Genomic DNA, 15,990 nt, shown 5'->3' on the forward strand with positions numbered 1-15,990 from the left:
GAATGGCATGGAACTGGGTCCGAAAATGGCCGGGGCGACGAAGCACGCCCATATCTGCCATAAAGTCTGACGCGCCGCGTCAGACCAAAATGGCGAACGGTTTTGTCGCCCTGCATATGGATCATGGCGCATCATGGATTGCGCGGGATTATACATCGCTGGCGCGCGAAGGGTTCATGCGCAATCCGGTCGCCCATCGCTGCGTGCGCATGATTGCTGAAGCAGCAAGCAGCGTGCCGTGGCTGCTGTACGAAGGTACAACTGAACATGAAACGCATCCGCTGCTCGATCTGCTTACCCGCCCTCAGAGCGGGCTGGACGGGGCGACATTCTTCGAGCGGCTTTATGGGCATTTGCTGATTTCCGGCAATGCCTATGTCGAACGCGTCGATCTGCCGAGCGGTCGTATGGAAATGCATCTCTTGCGCCCGGAGCGGGTCAGCGTCGAGACCGATATTGACGGTTGGCCGCAGGCGCTGGTCTATCGATCGGGAAATGCGGCCAGACGACTTTCTCTGGGAAGTGACGGTGCGGCTGCCTTGCAACTCAAGCTGTTTCATCCGCTGGATGACCATTACGGGTTTCCGCCGCTGGAAGCAGCACTCATGGCGCTCGACATTCACAATGCGGCAGGTGCCTGGAACAAGGCCCTGCTCGACAATTCGGCCCGGCCTTCCGGTGCGCTGGTCTATGCGCCGAAGGACGGCGGCAACCTGACCGAGGAGCAGTTCGAGCGTCTCAAGGAAGAGCTGGAGGAGGGCTATACCGGCGCTTCCGGTGCCGGGCGTCCGCTACTTCTGGAAGGCGGTCTGGACTGGAAGGCGATGGGCTACAGTCCGCAGGACATGGATTTTATCGAAGCCAAGAACGGCGCCGCCCGCGATATTGCGCTTGCCTTTGGCGTGCCGCCGATGCTGCTCGGTATCCCGGGCGACAATACCTATGCCAATTATGCGGAGGCCAATCGTGCCCTCTACAGGCTGACGGTGCTGCCGCTGATAGGCCGTGCCGCCAAGGCGTTGTCTGGATGGCTCGGTCCGCATTTTGGCGACGAGCTTCGGCTCGATCACGATATCGACCGGATAGACGGGCTGTCGTCCGAGCGGGAATCGCTGTGGCGGCGCATTTCCGATGCGCCTTTCCTAACCGATGAAGAAAAACGTGATGCGGTCGGCTATCAGCCGCATTCAGCCCTGCAACAAGGAAGGAGGTCGTCATGACGAACTTCAACGATGCAGTATTCACCTCTGAGGCGACATGGATATGGTTCGCCAAGATGGCCGGTGCAGTGGCAGGGTCGGCTGTGTCGCTTGCCTATATGCTGCCGCACGGAAAGCGCGAAGCAGCGATCCGTTTCGCGGTCGGCATCATTTGCGGCATGGTCTTCGGTGGTGCCGCTGGCGTCAAGATTTCGGAAACGCTTGCCCTGGGGGGGGTGCTCGGTCGGGCGGAACTGATGCTGATGGGATCGGCAGCGGCAAGCCTTGCCGCCTGGTCTGCGCTTGGCATCTTCAAGCGCTTTTCCGAGCGGCTGAAGCATGCGCCCATCCCGGGAATTCTTCCAGAGGAAAGGGGGCGCAATGGCGATGCATGATATGCGGCTGGAAACGAAACAGGCCGCACTTGCCATCAAGGATGTGGAACTTGATGGCAGCTTTTCCGGTTATGCGAGCGTCTTCGGACTTCCCGATCTCGGCAACGACGTGATCGAACGGGGCGCTTTCGCCCGCTCGCTCGCAAAGGCCGGTGTGTCGGGCGTGCGTATGCTCTGGCAGCACGATGCGAGTGAGCCGATCGGTGTATGGACCGCGATCCGCGAGGATGCGCGAGGCCTATATGTCGAGGGCAGGCTGGCCAAGGGCGTCGCGCGGGCTCGCGATGCGCTGGAACTGATGCGCGGCGGTGGGCTGGATGGTTTGTCCATCGGTTTCCGCACTGTCAAGGCGCGTAAGGACGCGCGCACCGGCCTGCGTCACATCATCGAAGCCGATCTTTGGGAAATCTCGGTTGTCACCTTTCCGATGCTGCCGCAGGCGCGGGTCAGCAGCGTCAAGGCGACACTGCCGACGATCCGTGAATTCGAACGCTGGCTCACGCGGGATGCGGGGCTGAGCCGAACTGCCGCGAAAACTGTCATAGCCAAAGGCTATGCGGCGCTTGCCGGCCAAGGGCAGGGGCGGGACGCTGGCCTGTCATCCGATGATAGAAGCCTCGCGCAACGTATGCGCGATGCCGCTAGAGCATGTCTCCCGCAAACGGGAACCGGCTTCGGCGTAAGACGTGCGTAAAAACAAATAGATAGAGCATCTCCAATGTTTCAGCCAAACAGGAAATGCTCTGGAATGATCTGAAACAACGAAACCACAGGACCGATATGGAAGAAAACCAGACCATCCCGCTCGAAACCAAGAGCGTGGAAACGAAGGCGCTTGGCCACAATGATGGCGATGTCTCCGAGGCTTTCGACGAGTTTATGACGGCATTTTCGGCTTTCCGCGAGGCCAATGACGAACGGTTGAAAAAGGTCGAAAAGGGTGTGGATGCCGATGTGCTGCTGCGCGACAAGGTTGATCGCATCAACCGTGCGCTTGACGAACAGAAGGCGGCGCTCGACCAATATGTTCTCAAACAGGTGCGTCCGCCGTTGGTTGGTGTCGCACCGCTCGCCAACAATGTCGAGCACAAGCAGGCTTTCGATGGTTATGTTCGCCGTGGCGACGAGCAGACGCTGCGCGGCCTGGAGCAGAAGGCGCATTCCTATGCATCCGGTCCAGATGGCGGCTATCTGGTGCCAGCCGAACTGGAAACAGAGATTGGACGCAGGCTGGCTATCCTGTCGCCGATCCGTGGCATTTCCAGCGTAAGGCAGGTTTCAGGTGCGGTTCTGAAAAAGCCGTTCTCGGTCAGTGGCCCGGCCACGGGTTGGGTCGGTGAAACCGATGCGCGCCCGCAAACTGCATCGGCGAAGCTGGCCGAGCTGCAGTTCCCGACCATGGAAATCTACGCCATGCCAGCAGCGACTTCCTCGCTCCTCGACGATGCGGCGATCAATGTCGAACAGTGGATCGCCGAGGAAGTGGAAGCAGCCTTCGCCGAGCAAGAAGGGGCAGCATTCGTCAATGGCGATGGCGTCAACAAGCCGCGCGGTTTCCTGAATTATGAAAGCGTCACGGATGATGCCTGGGCATGGGGCAAGATCGGCCATATCGCGACCGGCGTTGCAGGCGCGCTGCCGGTGGAAGATCCATCGGACAAGCTGATCGAGCTTATCTACGGTCTGCGGGCCGGCTATCGACAGAATGCCAACTTCGTCATGAACCGCAAAACGCAAAGCGTATTGCGCAAGCTCAAGGACAAGGACGGCAACTATCTCTGGCAGCCGCCGTCCTCCGTTGGCGAAAAGGCCTCGCTGATGGGCTTTGGACTGGTCGAAGCCGAGCACATGCCGGACATCGCAGCCGACAGCCCGGCAATTGCTTTCGGTGATTTCGGACGGGGCTATCTGGTGGTGGATCGCATTGGCGTGCGTGTATTGCGCGATCCTTATTCGGCCAAGCCTTACGTGCTCTTCTACACCACGAAGCGTGTCGGCGGCGGCGTACAGGATTTCGAGGCAATCAAACTGCTGAAATTTTCTGCCTGACATCTTCGATCACGTCGTACCTGTCAATTTTCTCTGGGGGTTTTGGAGCTATCCTGCCGGTTTTGGCAGGTAGTTTCCTGCTCCAAAGCAAGTGAATCTCCGTTCGGAGTTCGTGTTTAACTGTCTGATTTGAAAGTTATCATTTAGAGGAAAGCCCATGACAATGTTTCTTGTCACGCCACCGGCGCTGGAGCCGGTGACGATCGCAGACACACGCGCATTTTTACGAATTTCCACTGAGAGCGAGGACGAAATTCTGCATCGTCTCATCGCGACCGCCCGTGAAATCATTGAAGCCGAAACCGGGTTGTCGCTGATCGACCAGACTTGGCGTTTGCGTGTGGATCGCTGGCCACGCTCGGGTCGACTTGCCCTGTTCAAATATCCCGTCAAGTCCGTGGCGGCTGTGGTGGCATACAGGCAGGATGGAACCGCAATCAGTTTTTCACCGGAAGAATTCGTCCTCAACCATGGCAGCAGGCCGCAGCGTCTTTATATGGCGCAATATCCAGATGCGGCGGAATTCGTTGGTCTCGAGGTCGATTTCGTGGCCGGTTTCGGAGAAACTGGCGTGGAAGTTCCAGACGCTCTCAAACATGCGATCCTGACGCTCGTGGCGCATCTTTACGAGTCACGCGCAGGGGTCGATGCCGATGCCGCATCGCGCTCCTTTCCACCGGTCATCAGCCAGATGATAGATAGCTGGAAGAGAGTGTCTCTATGAACAACGTGCTTTTCATAGATCCGGGCCAGCTTACCTCCGAGCTGGTGCTGGAAGCCATGCAGCCGATAGCGGATGGCATGGGCGGTTACGCCGAGAACTGGTCCGAGGTCGGCATGGTTTGGGGGCGGATCGAACCGCTTTCAACATCGCAGAAGGATTTCGGCACGCGCCCGCAACCGGAAGTGACGCATCGCATCCTGCTGCGGTTCCGTTCCGATGTTTCGACCGCCATGCGGCTGCGCAAGGCTGGGCGGATATTTTCGCTGCGTTCCATCCACGATCCCGATGAAAGCGAACGCTATCTCGTCTGTCTGGCGAGCGAGCAGGGGCGATGAATATTTCAATGCAACTTACATTCGATGGTCTTGTCCGTGCGCTGCGCTGGAAAGCGTTGTCGGCCCGGGAAACCATCGCAGTTCAACAGGTGTTGGCATCGGTTGATACCGGCATTCGTACAGCCAACAGTGCAGGCGGGGGCAAGCATGAGGAATGGCGCGGCAGCATTGCAGAAGGCTCTATTTGAGGCTTTGAAGAATGATGATGAACTCATTGAATCGATTGGCGGAGAACGCATCTACGATCATGTTCCCCCAAAAGCACCTTTTCCCTATGTGACGCTCGGCGAGACCGCCAGCCGCAACTGGGATACGTCGACGGAAAAGGGCGGCGAGCATTTTCTTAATATTCAGATATGGGCGAAGGAAAGTGGGCGCAAACGCGTGCTGGACATTGCCGCCAGGATTGCAACGACACTCGACGAAAAGCCCGTCGAGGTGAACGGTCATCGCCTCGTGAACCTTATGCTGACAGAAGTTCTGGCACGCAACACCGACGGAATGGGTAGCTATCTCGGCACCATGCGCTATCGCGCCGTGACAGAGCCTGCAAACTAAAATCTGGGAGATTTGAATGGCAGCACAGAGAGGCAAGGACATCTTGCTCAAGACGGTGCGGGACGACGGCGCGTTTGAAACCTGCGCGGGCTTGCGCACCAAACGTATCGCGTTCAACACCGAAACCGTGGATGTGACGGACGCCGATTCTGCGGGGCGCTGGCGGCAATTGCTGGCAGGCAGCGGGGTTCAGCGCGCGTCTGTCAGCGGATCGGGCATTTTCAAGGACGCGGCGTCTGATGCGCTGGTCCGCCGGATTTTCTTCGAGGGCGAGATACGCGACTGGCAGATTGTCCTGCCGGACTTCGGCACGGTCAGCGGGCCATTCCAGATAACGGCACTGGAATATGGCGGCAATCACGATGCGGAAGTGACTTTCGAGATCGCATTGGAATCGGCAAGCCTCATTGCCTTCAGCGAGGCCCTGTGATGGTTAATCGCCATCGCGGCGAGGTCGCGGCCCGACTGGATGGCCGTGACTGGACACTCTGCCTGACGCTTGGTGCTCTGGCAGAACTCGAAACGGCTTTTGAAGTCGATAATCTTTCAGACCTGACCGCACGCTTTTCGACGGGACGACTTTCTGCGCGCGACATGCAGCGTATTCTCTGCGCGGGGCTTCGCGGTGGCGGTCATATGGTCAGCGAGGATGATGTGGCCGAGATGCGTGCGGAAGGTGGGGCTGCGGGCTTTGCCCGCATCGTCGCATCGCTGCTGACAGTTACTTTCGGATCGCCTGAAAAGGATTCCACGCCAAACCCTTGAGGGCCGCAGTTGAATCGAAACCTGCACCGCAAAAGCCGCTTCCTTGGCCATTTCCCTGGGATGAGGCAATGCGAGCGGGATTCGGTCTGCTGCGGCTTTCCCCACAGGCATTCTGGTCGATGACGCCGCGTGAACTGAACGCTGCGCTTGGCCCAACCGCACCGGTTTTCGATGCGCCTTCGCGCCAGTCGCTCGAGACGCTGATGCGCGCCTTTCCTGACAGGTGAATGATGACAGATGAAACCGTTACCGTATCCGTCAATGCGGATACGAGCGCCTTTGACCGCGCTCTGACCGATCTTGAAAAGCGTTCGTCGAGCTTCGGCAATAGCCTGACTTCGGCTCTAAAAGGCGCGATTACATCCGGCAAGGGATTGGAAGACGTGCTGCGCGGCCTCGCGACCAATCTGGCCGGGACTGCGCTTTCGGCAGGCATGCAGCCATTGCAAAGCCTGACTTCGTCTATGATGGGCGGGCTTTTCAGCGGCATTCGCGGCATCATGCCTTTTGCCAAGGGCGGGGTGGTGTCGAGCCCCACCTATTTCGGTATGGGCAATGGCTCGCTTGGCCTGACGGGCGAGGCGGGCGCCGAAGCCATCCTGCCACTTGCACGCGGTGCGGATGGCCGTTTGGGCGTTGCGACGGGCGGCGGCGGCAAGCCGGTACAGGTCGTGTTCAACATGACCTCGCCAGACGCCTCGTCCTTCCGCAAGTCGGAAGCGCAACTTTCGACGATGCTGGCAGGCGCGGTGCGCCGCGGCGCAAGGAGGCTTTGAACATGATCCCGAAAAGTGGGAACCGGTTTCAGGGACTGATCATGCGTGAGGAAATAAGAACATGATCGAAGCCTTTCATGATGTGCGCTTTCCGCTCGGCGTTTCTTTCGGAGCGACGGGCGGGCCGGAATGGCGCAACGAAATCGTAACGCTCACTTCCGGTATGGAAAAACGCAATGCCCGATGGGCGCATTCCCGCAGGCATTTCGATGCCGGAACCGGTTTGCGTTCGCTGGATGATTTGCGGCAGGTGCTGGCCTTCTTTGAGGCGCGGCGCGGTTCGCTTCACGCGTTCCGGTTTCGCGATCCGTTCGATTTTTCGTCTGCTGCGGGCAGTGTGCCGCCCAAGGCGACCGATCAGCGGATTGGGGTTGGCGATGGGGCGAAGGTCAGCTTTCAGCTCATCAAGCATTATGAGAGTTACGACCGCCCGATCACGCATCCTATAGCCGGTTCCGTTCTGGTTGCAGCAGACGGCGTACCCCTCCCGGAAGGCGAGGCATTCAGCGTGGATCACACTGCAGGAACGGTGAGCTTTTCATCGGATTACGTGCCCGCTTCGGGCGCAATCATCACCGCAGGATTCCTGTTCGATGTACCGGTGCGTTTCGACACAGATCGCCTGACGGCAAGCATCGCCTCGTTTCAGGCAGGCGAAATTCCTTCGATACCGATCATAGAGGTTAAGATATGATCCCGGTTCCGGCAGAACTTGAATCACATTTGCAGCGCGAGGTGACAAGTCATTGCTTCGCCTGGCTTATCAGAAGAAGCGATGGCGTTGTTCTTGGCTTCACCGATCATGATTGCACTGTGCCCGTAGACGGAATTGCCTGCGAACCTTTGACCGGTCTCAACAGCAGCGAAGCTTCAACCATGCTCGGCCTGTCCGTGGCAGGTGGGGAGGTCGAGGGTGTTCTGTCTTCATCAAAGATCAGCGATACAGATATTGAACAGGGCCGCTATGACGGCGCCTCCATCGAGGCTTATCTGGTCAACTGGACAGCGCCGGCACAGAATATGCTCCTGCGTCGCTGGACGTCTGGCAAGATCAGCCGGTCCGGCAGCCGGTTCGTGATGGAACTGAAAGGGGCGGCGGCAGCGTTTGACGCAGTGCGCGGACGCCGCGTGCTGCGCCATTGCGATGCCGGTCTGGGTGACAGCCGTTGCGGCGTCGATGTCCACGATCCGCGTTACTTTGCTGAATGTACCGTACTGGCGGCGGACGGTCCAAACCTGACAGTGACAGGTCTCGATCGCTTTGCTCCGGGCTGGTTTGCCTTAGGTATGCTCAGCTGGATTGGCGGTGCGAATTTCGGTCGGACCGTCCGCGTGACGGTTCATGCCGGGCCAGTCCTCAGACTTGTCGAGCAGCCGGTGCTGCCTGTCGTGCAAGGCGATGCGTTTCGTATCATTGCTGGTTGCGACAAGAGCTTTGCGACCTGCAAGGGCAAGTTCGTGAATGGACCGAATTTTCGTGGTTTCCCGCACCTGCCGGGCAATGATGCGGCCTATGCCTACGTCAATGGCGGCAGTGAGTATGACGGGAGCGTGCTGGTTCCATGACAACCGCCGGGGATGTTTTGTTCGAGGCGGAACGGTGGATCGGAACGCCCTATCGCCACGGCGCTTCCACGCGGGGCGTCAGTTGCGATTGCCTCGGTCTGGTGCGGGGTGTCTGGCGCTCACTTTACGGCTGCGAGCCGGAAGCCCCCGGCATCTATGCGCCCGACTGGGCCGAAGTTTCGCCCGGCGATCCCATGCTGGAGGCTGCGTCCCGCCACATGATCCGGCGGGGTTCTTCCGAGCCAATGCCCGGTGACCTTCTTGTGTTTCGCTGGCGAGTAGGTCTTGCGGCCAAACATCTAGGGATCATGGCCCATGACAACCGTTTTATCCATGCCTATGAGGGACACAGCGTGATGGCGTCGGCTCTGGTGCCGCAATGGCGAAATCGCATCGCTGGAATTTTCATCTTTCCCGAACGGAAAATCTGATTCATGGCCACAATCGTTTTGCAGGCGGTGGGCGCCGCGGTGGGCGGCATCTTCGGACCTGTCGGCGCTGCAATCGGCGCTGGTCTTGGCGCGATGGGCGGCTATGCCATCGACAACGCACTCATCAATTCCACACGTCATGTCGAGGGTGCGCGCCTGAACGGCGGGCGTGTCGCTACCGCAGAAGAAGGGGCCGCTCTGCCCTTTGTCTATGGCACGGTCCGGGTTTCCGGCACGCTCATCTGGGCGACGCGGTTCGAGGAACAGAAGACCACGGAACGTCAGGGCGGCAAGGGCGGGCCGAAAGTCACGAGCTACAGCTATTACGGCAATGCCGCCTATGCTGTCTCGGAAGGCTCGATAGCCGGTATTCGTCGCATATGGGCCGATGGGCAGGAACTTGATCTGACCGAGATTGAAATGCGTGTCTATCGCGGCACGGATACGCAGGCTCCCGATCCGCTGATTGAAGCCAAGCAGGGAGCAGGAAATGCGCCCGCCTATCGCGGCACGGCCTATGTGGTGTTCGAGCGCATTCCGCTCGACCGGTTCGGCAATCGCCTGCCGCAGTTCCAGTTCGAAGTGATGCGCCCCGTCGGCAAGGTTGCGCAATCCGTCCGGGCGGTGGCACTGATCCCAGGTTCGACGGAGTTCGGACTATCGCCCGATCCGGTGAGCGACGAACCGATTGCCGGTCAGAAACGCTGGATCAACCGCAATATTCTGCGCGCCCGCAGCGACTGGACAGCTTCATTGGACGAGTTGCAGGCCCTTTGCCCTGACCTCCATCATGTTGCGATTGTGCTGCCATGGTTCGGTGATGATCTGCGCGCCGGTTCCTGCCGGATCAGGCCCGGTGTCACCGCGCTTTCGGCCCGCAAGCCGAGCCAAGCCTGGAAGGCAGAAAATGTAACGCGAGCCGACGCGCATCTCATCTCCAGAAGCGGCGATGGGGCGGCCTATGGAGGAACGCCGTCCGATCAAAGCGTAATTGCTGCCATTCGCGACCTGAAAGCGCGGGGCCTCAAGGTAACTTTATATCCTTTCATCATGATGGACGTGCCGCCTGACAATCAGTTACCGTCACCTTATGGCGGCATTGGTCAGCCTGCCTATCCATGGCGGGGACGCATCACCTGTCACCCTGCCGCCGGTGTCGCCGGTTCACCGGACAAGACGGCTGTTGCTGGCGAACAGGTGCAAGCCTTTGTCGATGGACCGTGGGGCTATCGCCGCTTTCTCAACCATTGCGCCGATCTGGCTCAGCAGGCGGGGGGCGTGGACGCCTTTCTCCTTGGATCGGAGTTGCGCGGGCTGACCGGCATACGCGACGGACAGGATAGCTTTCCATTCGTCACGCATCTCTGCGCACTTGCCGCTGAGATGCGGGCAATACTCGGTAGCGGTTGCCAGATTACGTATGGGGCCGACTGGTCGGAATATTTTGGCTATCAGGCGCAGGATGGCAGTGGCGACCTGTTCTTCAATCTCGACCCGCTATGGTCGCATCCGGCCATCGATGCCATCGGAATCGACAATTACATGCCGCTTGCCGACTGGCGTGACAGTGATCTCGACGAAGGCAATCCAGATGGTTTCGAGACGGCTTATGATCTGGATGGTCTCACCCGCCAGGTGGTTTCAGGCGAGGGCTATGATTGGTATTATGCGAGTGTCGAAGACCGCGAAACCCGCAGGCGTTCGCCTATTGCGGATGGTCTGGCAGGCAAGCCGTGGGTCTATCGCTACAAGGACCTCGAAAGCTGGTGGAGCAACCGGCATTATAACCGCCTCGCAGGAGCCGAAGCTACGCAACCGACCGCTTGGGTGCCTCATTCCAAGCCGTTATGGTTTACGGAGCTTGGTTGTCCCGCCGTCGACAAGGGGCCAAACCAGCCCAATGTCTTTCCCGATCCAAAATCGTCGGAAGATGCAACGCCCTATTTTTCAAACGGGTCCCGTGCGGATATCGGTATGGATCGCTTTCTGCGTGCGCATTATCGCCACTGGCAGAACAATAATCCCGTTTCCCCACACTATGGCGGGCCGATGCTGGATGTGGACCGCATTTATCTCTGGTCTTGGGACACGAGGCCGTTTCCAGAGTTCCCACTGGCGGCCAATACCTGGGGCGATACGGAAAACTGGCGTCTCGGTCATTGGTTGAACGGGCGTGTCAGCGGCGTGTCGTTGGATGAGCTGATTGCTGGCATTCTGAGTGACTTCGGTCTGCCGGAAGCTGATTGCGCCGGTGCTGATGGCTATCTTTCAGGCTTTCTCATCAGTGAACCATCAAGTGCGCGGGGCGTTTTGGAACCACTTCTGAACGTCTTTGGCATTCATGCTTATGAACAAGCCGGGCACTTCGTGTTCAAAAGTATTGCGCGTGCGGGGCCAGTGCTTGAGCTGTCTGAATTCGTTCAACTGGATGATCGGGAAGCGCTCACGATTACCGTTGAGGATCAGGACGATCTGCCGTCCATAGCCGAGCTTTATTGCAACGATCCGCTGCGGGATTTCCAGATCGCTGGCGCATCGGTCCGCCGCGAGGAGGGGCAGGGTATACAAACACTCAGTCTTTCCGGGGTCATGGAACAGGGACAGGCAACGGCGCTGGCCGAAGCATGGATGGCGCGGCGCTATGCGGAACGGCGTTCGGTGGATTTTGCTCTGCCATGGTCGGTGGCCGCACTCCATGTCGGGGACCGTATGCGCCTTGGCATTCTGGGCGGCGGTGAACGCAATTATATTGTTACGGGGCTGGAAGACGGAGAAATCCGCACCGTCCGCGCAATCGCGCTGGCTCCGAACATCGCCTTTGCAGATCATGGTAAAACGCCGACCAGTCCCGGCGGTGGTCCGGCTCTCGATATGAAGCCGATCTTTCACCTCGTAGATCTGCCGCTCTGGCCCGGCTCGGAGGATGCCGTCGGACAATTCCGCATCGCCTGTCATGCAAAACCATGGCGCGGGGCGGCAGTGTTCGTCTCGCCTTCAGAGGACGGCTTTGCGGAGCGGGTTATTGTTCAGGACAGGGCAATCATAGGTGAGCTGACCGCTGCACTTGAAGGTGCTCCAAGCGGACGCGTGATCGAAGGGCAGTCGATGGAGGTTGCTCTTTATTCGGGCGAACTGCAATCGCGGCCAATGGCGCAGATATTGAACGGAGCCAACACGGCCCTGTTGCGCGCACCCGATGGCGAATGGGAAGTCTTCCAGTTTCTGGACGCAGAGGAAATAGGTTCTAACCGCTGGAAGCTTAGCCGCCTTTTGCGCGGTCAATTGGGAACAGAGCGGGCCGCATCGGTCAGGAAGGAAATCGAGACATCCTTCATATTGCTGGATAGCTCGATTGTTCCCGCTGGCCTTCAAGCTTCGGAAGCCGGACTTGAACTCAATTGGCGCGTGGGAACGGCAGGCAAGACTTTTTCGGATGACTACTTCGATACGGTTCGGTCGAGTGGCGGTATGCGCAGCCTGCGTCCACTCAGCCCCGTTCATCCAAAGATGGCGCGGCTCGCAAATGGCGATCTCTTATTCAGTTGGATCAGGCGTGGGCGGATCGATGCGGACGATTGGCTTGGTGAAGATATTCCACTTGGCGAGGAGCGCGAAGCCTATCGCATCGAAATCCGGCTGGATGGAGACGTGGTAAGAAGTATCCAGACTTCGGCGCCGTCATGGACATATGGATTATCCGAAAGACAGGCTGATCTCGGCGATGCTGCATTCCAGTTTCACGTCGCAATGATCGGTGCAAAGAGCGGGCCTGGCGATTACGCGCGTCTCGACATCTCGGCCATCATCAACTGAAAGGAAAAATTATGAACATTGATAAACCATGGTATCTTTCACGCACGGTTTGGGCGGGTCTTGTCGCACTTTTGCTCTCCCTTGCAGGCATGTTCGGTGTGGCAACCGACCTGATCGATCAGGGTGCCTTAACGGATGTTCTGCTGCAACTGGCGACTGCAATTGCCGGAATTGTTACGATAATCGGGCGTATCGGGGCAACTTCACGCATTTCATAATTTCACAAAGCGTGATAGTCAGAGGCAGATTTTTCCTTTGGGCCCGGAAGAGGAATGGTTGTTCATGCATCGTTCAGCTGTGGGGCGCTATAAAAGGCGGCATGATGAAACAATATTCTGCACTCAAAGTTTTCGCGCTTCTCGCGGTTAGTATTGGCTTGCTGCCGGTCGATGCCGGTGCCCTGCCGATGACTGCGCCGCAGAAGTCCAGTCTCGTCGTCGCTGCCGCCGGAGATTGTGCGGCGATCGGCGAACAAGTGGCTGCCCAGCAGGGCGGCCAACTTGCCAAGGCAACCGCCACGACTCAGAACGGTCGTCCGATGTGTGTAGTCGTGGTGCTTGTGCCAGGCCGCGATGGCGAGCGTCCGCGCCGTGTTGAAGTGGCCGTTCCCGCTCAATAACAACGGCTTGTGCCGCTGTTCTGTGTAGATTGAGGGAGAATGTCCGCTTGCGAATCCTGATCGTTGAAGACGACAAGGACCTGAACCGACAGCTTTCCGAGGCGATGGCTGCTGCCGGTTATGTGGTCGACCGCGCCTATGACGGCGAAGAAGGGCACTATCTCGGCGATACCGAGCCCTACGACGCTGTGGTGCTCGATATTGGTCTGCCGCGCATGGATGGCATCAGCGTTGTGGAGCGCTGGCGGCGCAGCGGACGCACCATGCCCGTTCTCATGCTGACCGCCCGCGACCGTTGGAGCGACAAGGTTGCCGGTATCGACGCCGGTGCCGATGACTATGTGGCCAAGCCCTTCCATATTGAGGAAGTGCTGGCGAGGTTGCGCGCCCTGATCCGCCGTGCTGCCGGACATGCTTCGTCGGAACTGGTCTGTGGGCCGCTCTATCTCGATACGAAAACGTCTAAGGCGAGCGTCAACGGCGTTGCGCTCAAGCTTACCTCGCACGAATATCGGCTTCTATCCTATCTGATGCACCACATGGATGAGGTGGTCTCGCGTACGGAACTTGTCGAGCATCTCTATGATCAGGATTTCGACCGCGATTCCAACACGATTGAAGTCTTTGTCGGCCGCCTGCGCAAAAAGATGGGTGTGGACCTGATCGAAACAGTGCGCGGCATGGGCTATCGCATCCGCTCCGAAGGGGAGATCGAAAGCGAAACGAAAGGCAACGACAGCTGAAGCTTCTTCGCGTGTTTCCCCCTTTGCGTTCGCTCGCGGTCCGCGTCGTCACGCTTTCGACGATCTGGGTCATCGTGGCACTTGTGGTGGTGGCCACTTTCATCGGGTCACTTTATGGCGATGCGGCACGCAGCAATTTTGAACGCCTGCTGACCGCTCACTTGTTCAGTCTGGTAGGTGCGGTCAGCACGTCGGGCGAAGGTGTGCTGCAGGGGCGTCCAGAACTGGGCGAGTTGCGCTATTCCAGCCCGCTCTCGGGCTGGTACTGGTCTGTTGATCCCGTCACTCCGAACCTGACGGGAAAGCTGCAATCGCCATCACTGACCGGCCGTATCGTGCCGGAAATGCCGGTGGCGCAGGCACCGTTCGACAGCTCCTTCATGCGCAGCTACACCTTGCCCGGCCTCAACGGCGAGGAGCTTTTCATCGTTGAAACGGAAGTGGTTCTCGATAATGCCAACCGCGTTGCGCGTTTTCGCGTCATGGGCAATCTCAGCGAGGTTCTGAAAGAGATTTCCGATTTCAGAACCAGCCTCGCGACCTATCTTGCGATCTTTGGTATTGGCAGTATTCTCATCAATGCCGCCGCTATCCTGTTCGGTCTGCGTCCGCTCGACAAGGTGCGGCAGGCGCTGGCTGATATTCGCGAGGGGCGCTCGTCAAAGCTCGACGCTTCGCTGCCCGTCGAGATTGCGCCGCTCGCCACCGAAATGAATGCCCTCATCGAGAACAATCGCCGCATTGTCGAGCGTTCACGAACACAGGTCGGCAATCTCGCACATTCTCTCAAAACCCCGCTTTCTGTGCTGGTCAATGAAGCACGAAGTATGGGGGGAGAACATGGACGCATTGTGCAGGAACAGAGCGAAGCGATGCAGATACAGATACAACATTATCTACAGCGTGCGCGTATTGCGGCACAACGCGACAGTGTCGTGTTCCGTACGCCGGTGACGCCGGTTCTCGAACGTATGCAGCGCGTGACCGCCAAACTCAACCCGACTGTGAATGTTACCTTCAGGAATGATCTGTCCAGTGCCGTCTTTGCTGGCGAGAGGGAAGATCTGGAAGAAATCGTCGGCAATCTGCTGGAGAATGCGGGCAAATGGGGACGTAAACGCATCAATATCAAGCTTGCCCGTGTTTCTGGGGAGCAACGACGGTTTGAAGTCCTGATAGAAGATGACGGGCCGGGGCTGGCATCGGACAAGATCGAAGCGGCGCTCAAGCGCGGTAGCCGTGTCGATGAAACAAAACCGGGAACTGGGCTCGGACTCGCAATCGTGCAGGATACAGTTCGCGAATATGGCGGTGACTTGCATCTGGGCAAGAGCTCGTTAGGTGGATTGGGCGTCCGGGCCGTGTTGCCGCTGACGGAAGATTGACGGTTGTGTTTGATCGAAAGCGAACTAGAAGAATACTAAGTATAAAAGTCGTATGATGCGATGGTAAGCATGCTAATTGTTTATGAAGGCCGGTTGTTATGATGATTGTATCCAGGTTTTCTCACCCTGTTTCAGTTGCTTCGACGATGCTTGTTGTAGCGCTTGCATTGTCGGCTTGCGGCGCGACTAACAAGGGGACACGTCTCGGTGCGCTGGGCGGCGGTTCTACAGCACAGAAACCGGAAGTCAGCCTGTTGACGTCTCTTGGGAACGGTCTTCTCGGCAACGCTGCAAATCAGTTGAATGCAGGTGATCGCAAGAAAGCGCTCGAAGCTGAATATCGTGCGCTCGAATATTCACCGGCGGGCAAGACCGTATCCTGGAGTGGAAGTGGGTCGAATTCCGGCGATGTGACGGCGGCGCAACCCTACCAGGTTGGCTCTCAGAATTGCCGCCAGTATTCACACAGCTTTACCATTGGCGGATCGCTGCAGACTACCCGCGGAACGGCATGTCGCAATCCGGACGGTAGCTGGACGCCGTTGACCTAACATCAGGCCTTTGCGGCGAATTGCCCTAGGTAGCAACTTACTGCAGGTAGTAGTTGGTTTTTCCCTTGGCTGCGCTTAAGT

21 protein-coding genes are annotated in these 15,990 nt (G+C 58.3%); all 21 read left to right on the top strand.

Translation table 11 applies throughout. The features are described 5' to 3' along the window. Positions 1–2 precede the first annotated feature (2 nt). Entirely contained in the window at positions 3–1,220 is a 1,218-nt protein-coding gene (locus tag FJQ48_RS13105) for a phage portal protein (RefSeq protein ID WP_139975469.1), read from the top strand. After that, entirely contained in the window at positions 1,217–1,594 is a 378-nt protein-coding gene (locus FJQ48_RS13110; RefSeq protein WP_139975470.1) for a DUF6107 family protein, read from the top strand. Before FJQ48_RS13105 ends, FJQ48_RS13110 begins: the two co-directional genes overlap by 4 nt. Further along, on the top strand, positions 1,581–2,288 hold the full coding sequence (locus FJQ48_RS13115; RefSeq protein WP_139975471.1) for an HK97 family phage prohead protease: 708 nt from the start codon (positions 1,581–1,583) through the stop codon (positions 2,286–2,288). Before FJQ48_RS13110 ends, FJQ48_RS13115 begins: the two co-directional genes overlap by 14 nt. An 86-nt stretch (positions 2,289–2,374) precedes the next feature. Further along, positions 2,375–3,643 (top strand): phage major capsid protein, encoded by a 1,269-nt coding sequence (locus FJQ48_RS13120; RefSeq protein ID WP_139975472.1) that lies wholly within the window; start codon positions 2,375–2,377, stop codon positions 3,641–3,643. Positions 3,644–3,800: 157 nt separating this feature from the next. Continuing rightward, positions 3,801–4,367, top strand: coding sequence for a phage head-tail connector protein (locus FJQ48_RS13125; protein ID WP_139975473.1), 567 nt, complete (start codon positions 3,801–3,803; stop codon positions 4,365–4,367). Then, a complete protein-coding gene (locus FJQ48_RS13130; protein ID WP_139975474.1) occupies positions 4,364–4,702 on the top strand; it encodes a phage head closure protein in 339 nt (112 codons plus the stop codon). The genes FJQ48_RS13125 and FJQ48_RS13130 overlap by 4 nt, the downstream gene beginning before the upstream one ends. Before the next feature lie 8 nt (positions 4,703–4,710). Further along, the gene (locus FJQ48_RS13135) at positions 4,711–4,890 is read left to right on the top strand and encodes a hypothetical protein (protein WP_139975475.1); all 180 of its coding nucleotides are present in this window, start codon (positions 4,711–4,713) and stop codon (positions 4,888–4,890) included. Continuing rightward, entirely contained in the window at positions 4,850–5,260 is a 411-nt protein-coding gene (locus FJQ48_RS13140) for a DUF3168 domain-containing protein (RefSeq protein ID WP_139975476.1), read from the top strand. Before FJQ48_RS13135 ends, FJQ48_RS13140 begins: the two co-directional genes overlap by 41 nt. 16 nt (positions 5,261–5,276) lie before the next feature. Further along, entirely contained in the window at positions 5,277–5,690 is a 414-nt protein-coding gene (locus FJQ48_RS13145) for a phage major tail protein, TP901-1 family (protein WP_139975477.1), read from the top strand. Next, positions 5,690–6,025 (top strand): gene transfer agent family protein, encoded by a 336-nt coding sequence (locus FJQ48_RS13150; protein ID WP_139975478.1) that lies wholly within the window; start codon positions 5,690–5,692, stop codon positions 6,023–6,025. Before FJQ48_RS13145 ends, FJQ48_RS13150 begins: the two co-directional genes overlap by 1 nt. A 68-nt stretch (positions 6,026–6,093) precedes the next feature. Continuing rightward, positions 6,094–6,252 (top strand): rcc01693 family protein, encoded by a 159-nt coding sequence (locus FJQ48_RS13155; protein ID WP_348770740.1) that lies wholly within the window; start codon positions 6,094–6,096, stop codon positions 6,250–6,252. 3 nt (positions 6,253–6,255) lie between these two features. Beyond that, a complete protein-coding gene (locus tag FJQ48_RS13160; protein WP_139976283.1) occupies positions 6,256–6,801 on the top strand; it encodes a phage tail tape measure protein in 546 nt (181 codons plus the stop codon). Between the two features lie 61 nt (positions 6,802–6,862). Beyond that, the gene (locus FJQ48_RS13165) at positions 6,863–7,495 is read left to right on the top strand and encodes a TIGR02217 family protein (protein ID WP_139975479.1); all 633 of its coding nucleotides are present in this window, start codon (positions 6,863–6,865) and stop codon (positions 7,493–7,495) included. Next, complete coding sequence (locus tag FJQ48_RS13170) at positions 7,492–8,367, top strand: DUF2163 domain-containing protein (protein ID WP_139975480.1); 876 nt, start codon at positions 7,492–7,494, stop codon at positions 8,365–8,367. Before FJQ48_RS13165 ends, FJQ48_RS13170 begins: the two co-directional genes overlap by 4 nt. After that, on the top strand, positions 8,364–8,798 hold the full coding sequence (locus FJQ48_RS13175) for an NlpC/P60 family protein (protein WP_139975481.1): 435 nt from the start codon (positions 8,364–8,366) through the stop codon (positions 8,796–8,798). Before FJQ48_RS13170 ends, FJQ48_RS13175 begins: the two co-directional genes overlap by 4 nt. A gap of 3 nt (positions 8,799–8,801) precedes the next feature. Further along, positions 8,802–12,611: a glycoside hydrolase/phage tail family protein gene (locus FJQ48_RS13180; RefSeq protein WP_139975482.1), complete on the top strand. Its 3,810-nt coding sequence runs from the start codon at positions 8,802–8,804 to the stop codon at positions 12,609–12,611. A gap of 11 nt (positions 12,612–12,622) precedes the next feature. After that, entirely contained in the window at positions 12,623–12,829 is a 207-nt protein-coding gene (locus tag FJQ48_RS13185) for a hypothetical protein (RefSeq protein ID WP_139975483.1), read from the top strand. Between the two features lie 104 nt (positions 12,830–12,933). Then, positions 12,934–13,230, top strand: coding sequence for a hypothetical protein (locus FJQ48_RS13190; RefSeq protein WP_139976284.1), 297 nt, complete (start codon positions 12,934–12,936; stop codon positions 13,228–13,230). Positions 13,231–13,277: 47 nt separating this feature from the next. Continuing rightward, positions 13,278–13,973, top strand: a complete 696-nt coding sequence (locus FJQ48_RS13195) for a response regulator transcription factor (protein ID WP_139975484.1) — start codon at positions 13,278–13,280, stop codon at positions 13,971–13,973. Positions 13,974–14,047: 74 nt separating this feature from the next. Beyond that, positions 14,048–15,358 carry an ATP-binding protein gene (locus tag FJQ48_RS13200; RefSeq protein ID WP_139976285.1) on the top strand — a complete coding sequence of 437 codons (1,311 nt, stop codon included), beginning with the start codon at positions 14,048–14,050 and terminating at the stop codon, positions 15,356–15,358. Positions 15,359–15,456: 98 nt separating this feature from the next. After that, complete coding sequence (locus tag FJQ48_RS13205) at positions 15,457–15,909, top strand: hypothetical protein (RefSeq protein ID WP_139975485.1); 453 nt, start codon at positions 15,457–15,459, stop codon at positions 15,907–15,909. Positions 15,910–15,990 lie beyond the last annotated feature (81 nt).

Origin of the sequence: Ochrobactrum sp. CGA5, from assembly GCF_006345815.1 — a bacterium.
Taxonomy (GTDB): domain Bacteria; phylum Pseudomonadota; class Alphaproteobacteria; order Rhizobiales; family Rhizobiaceae; genus Brucella.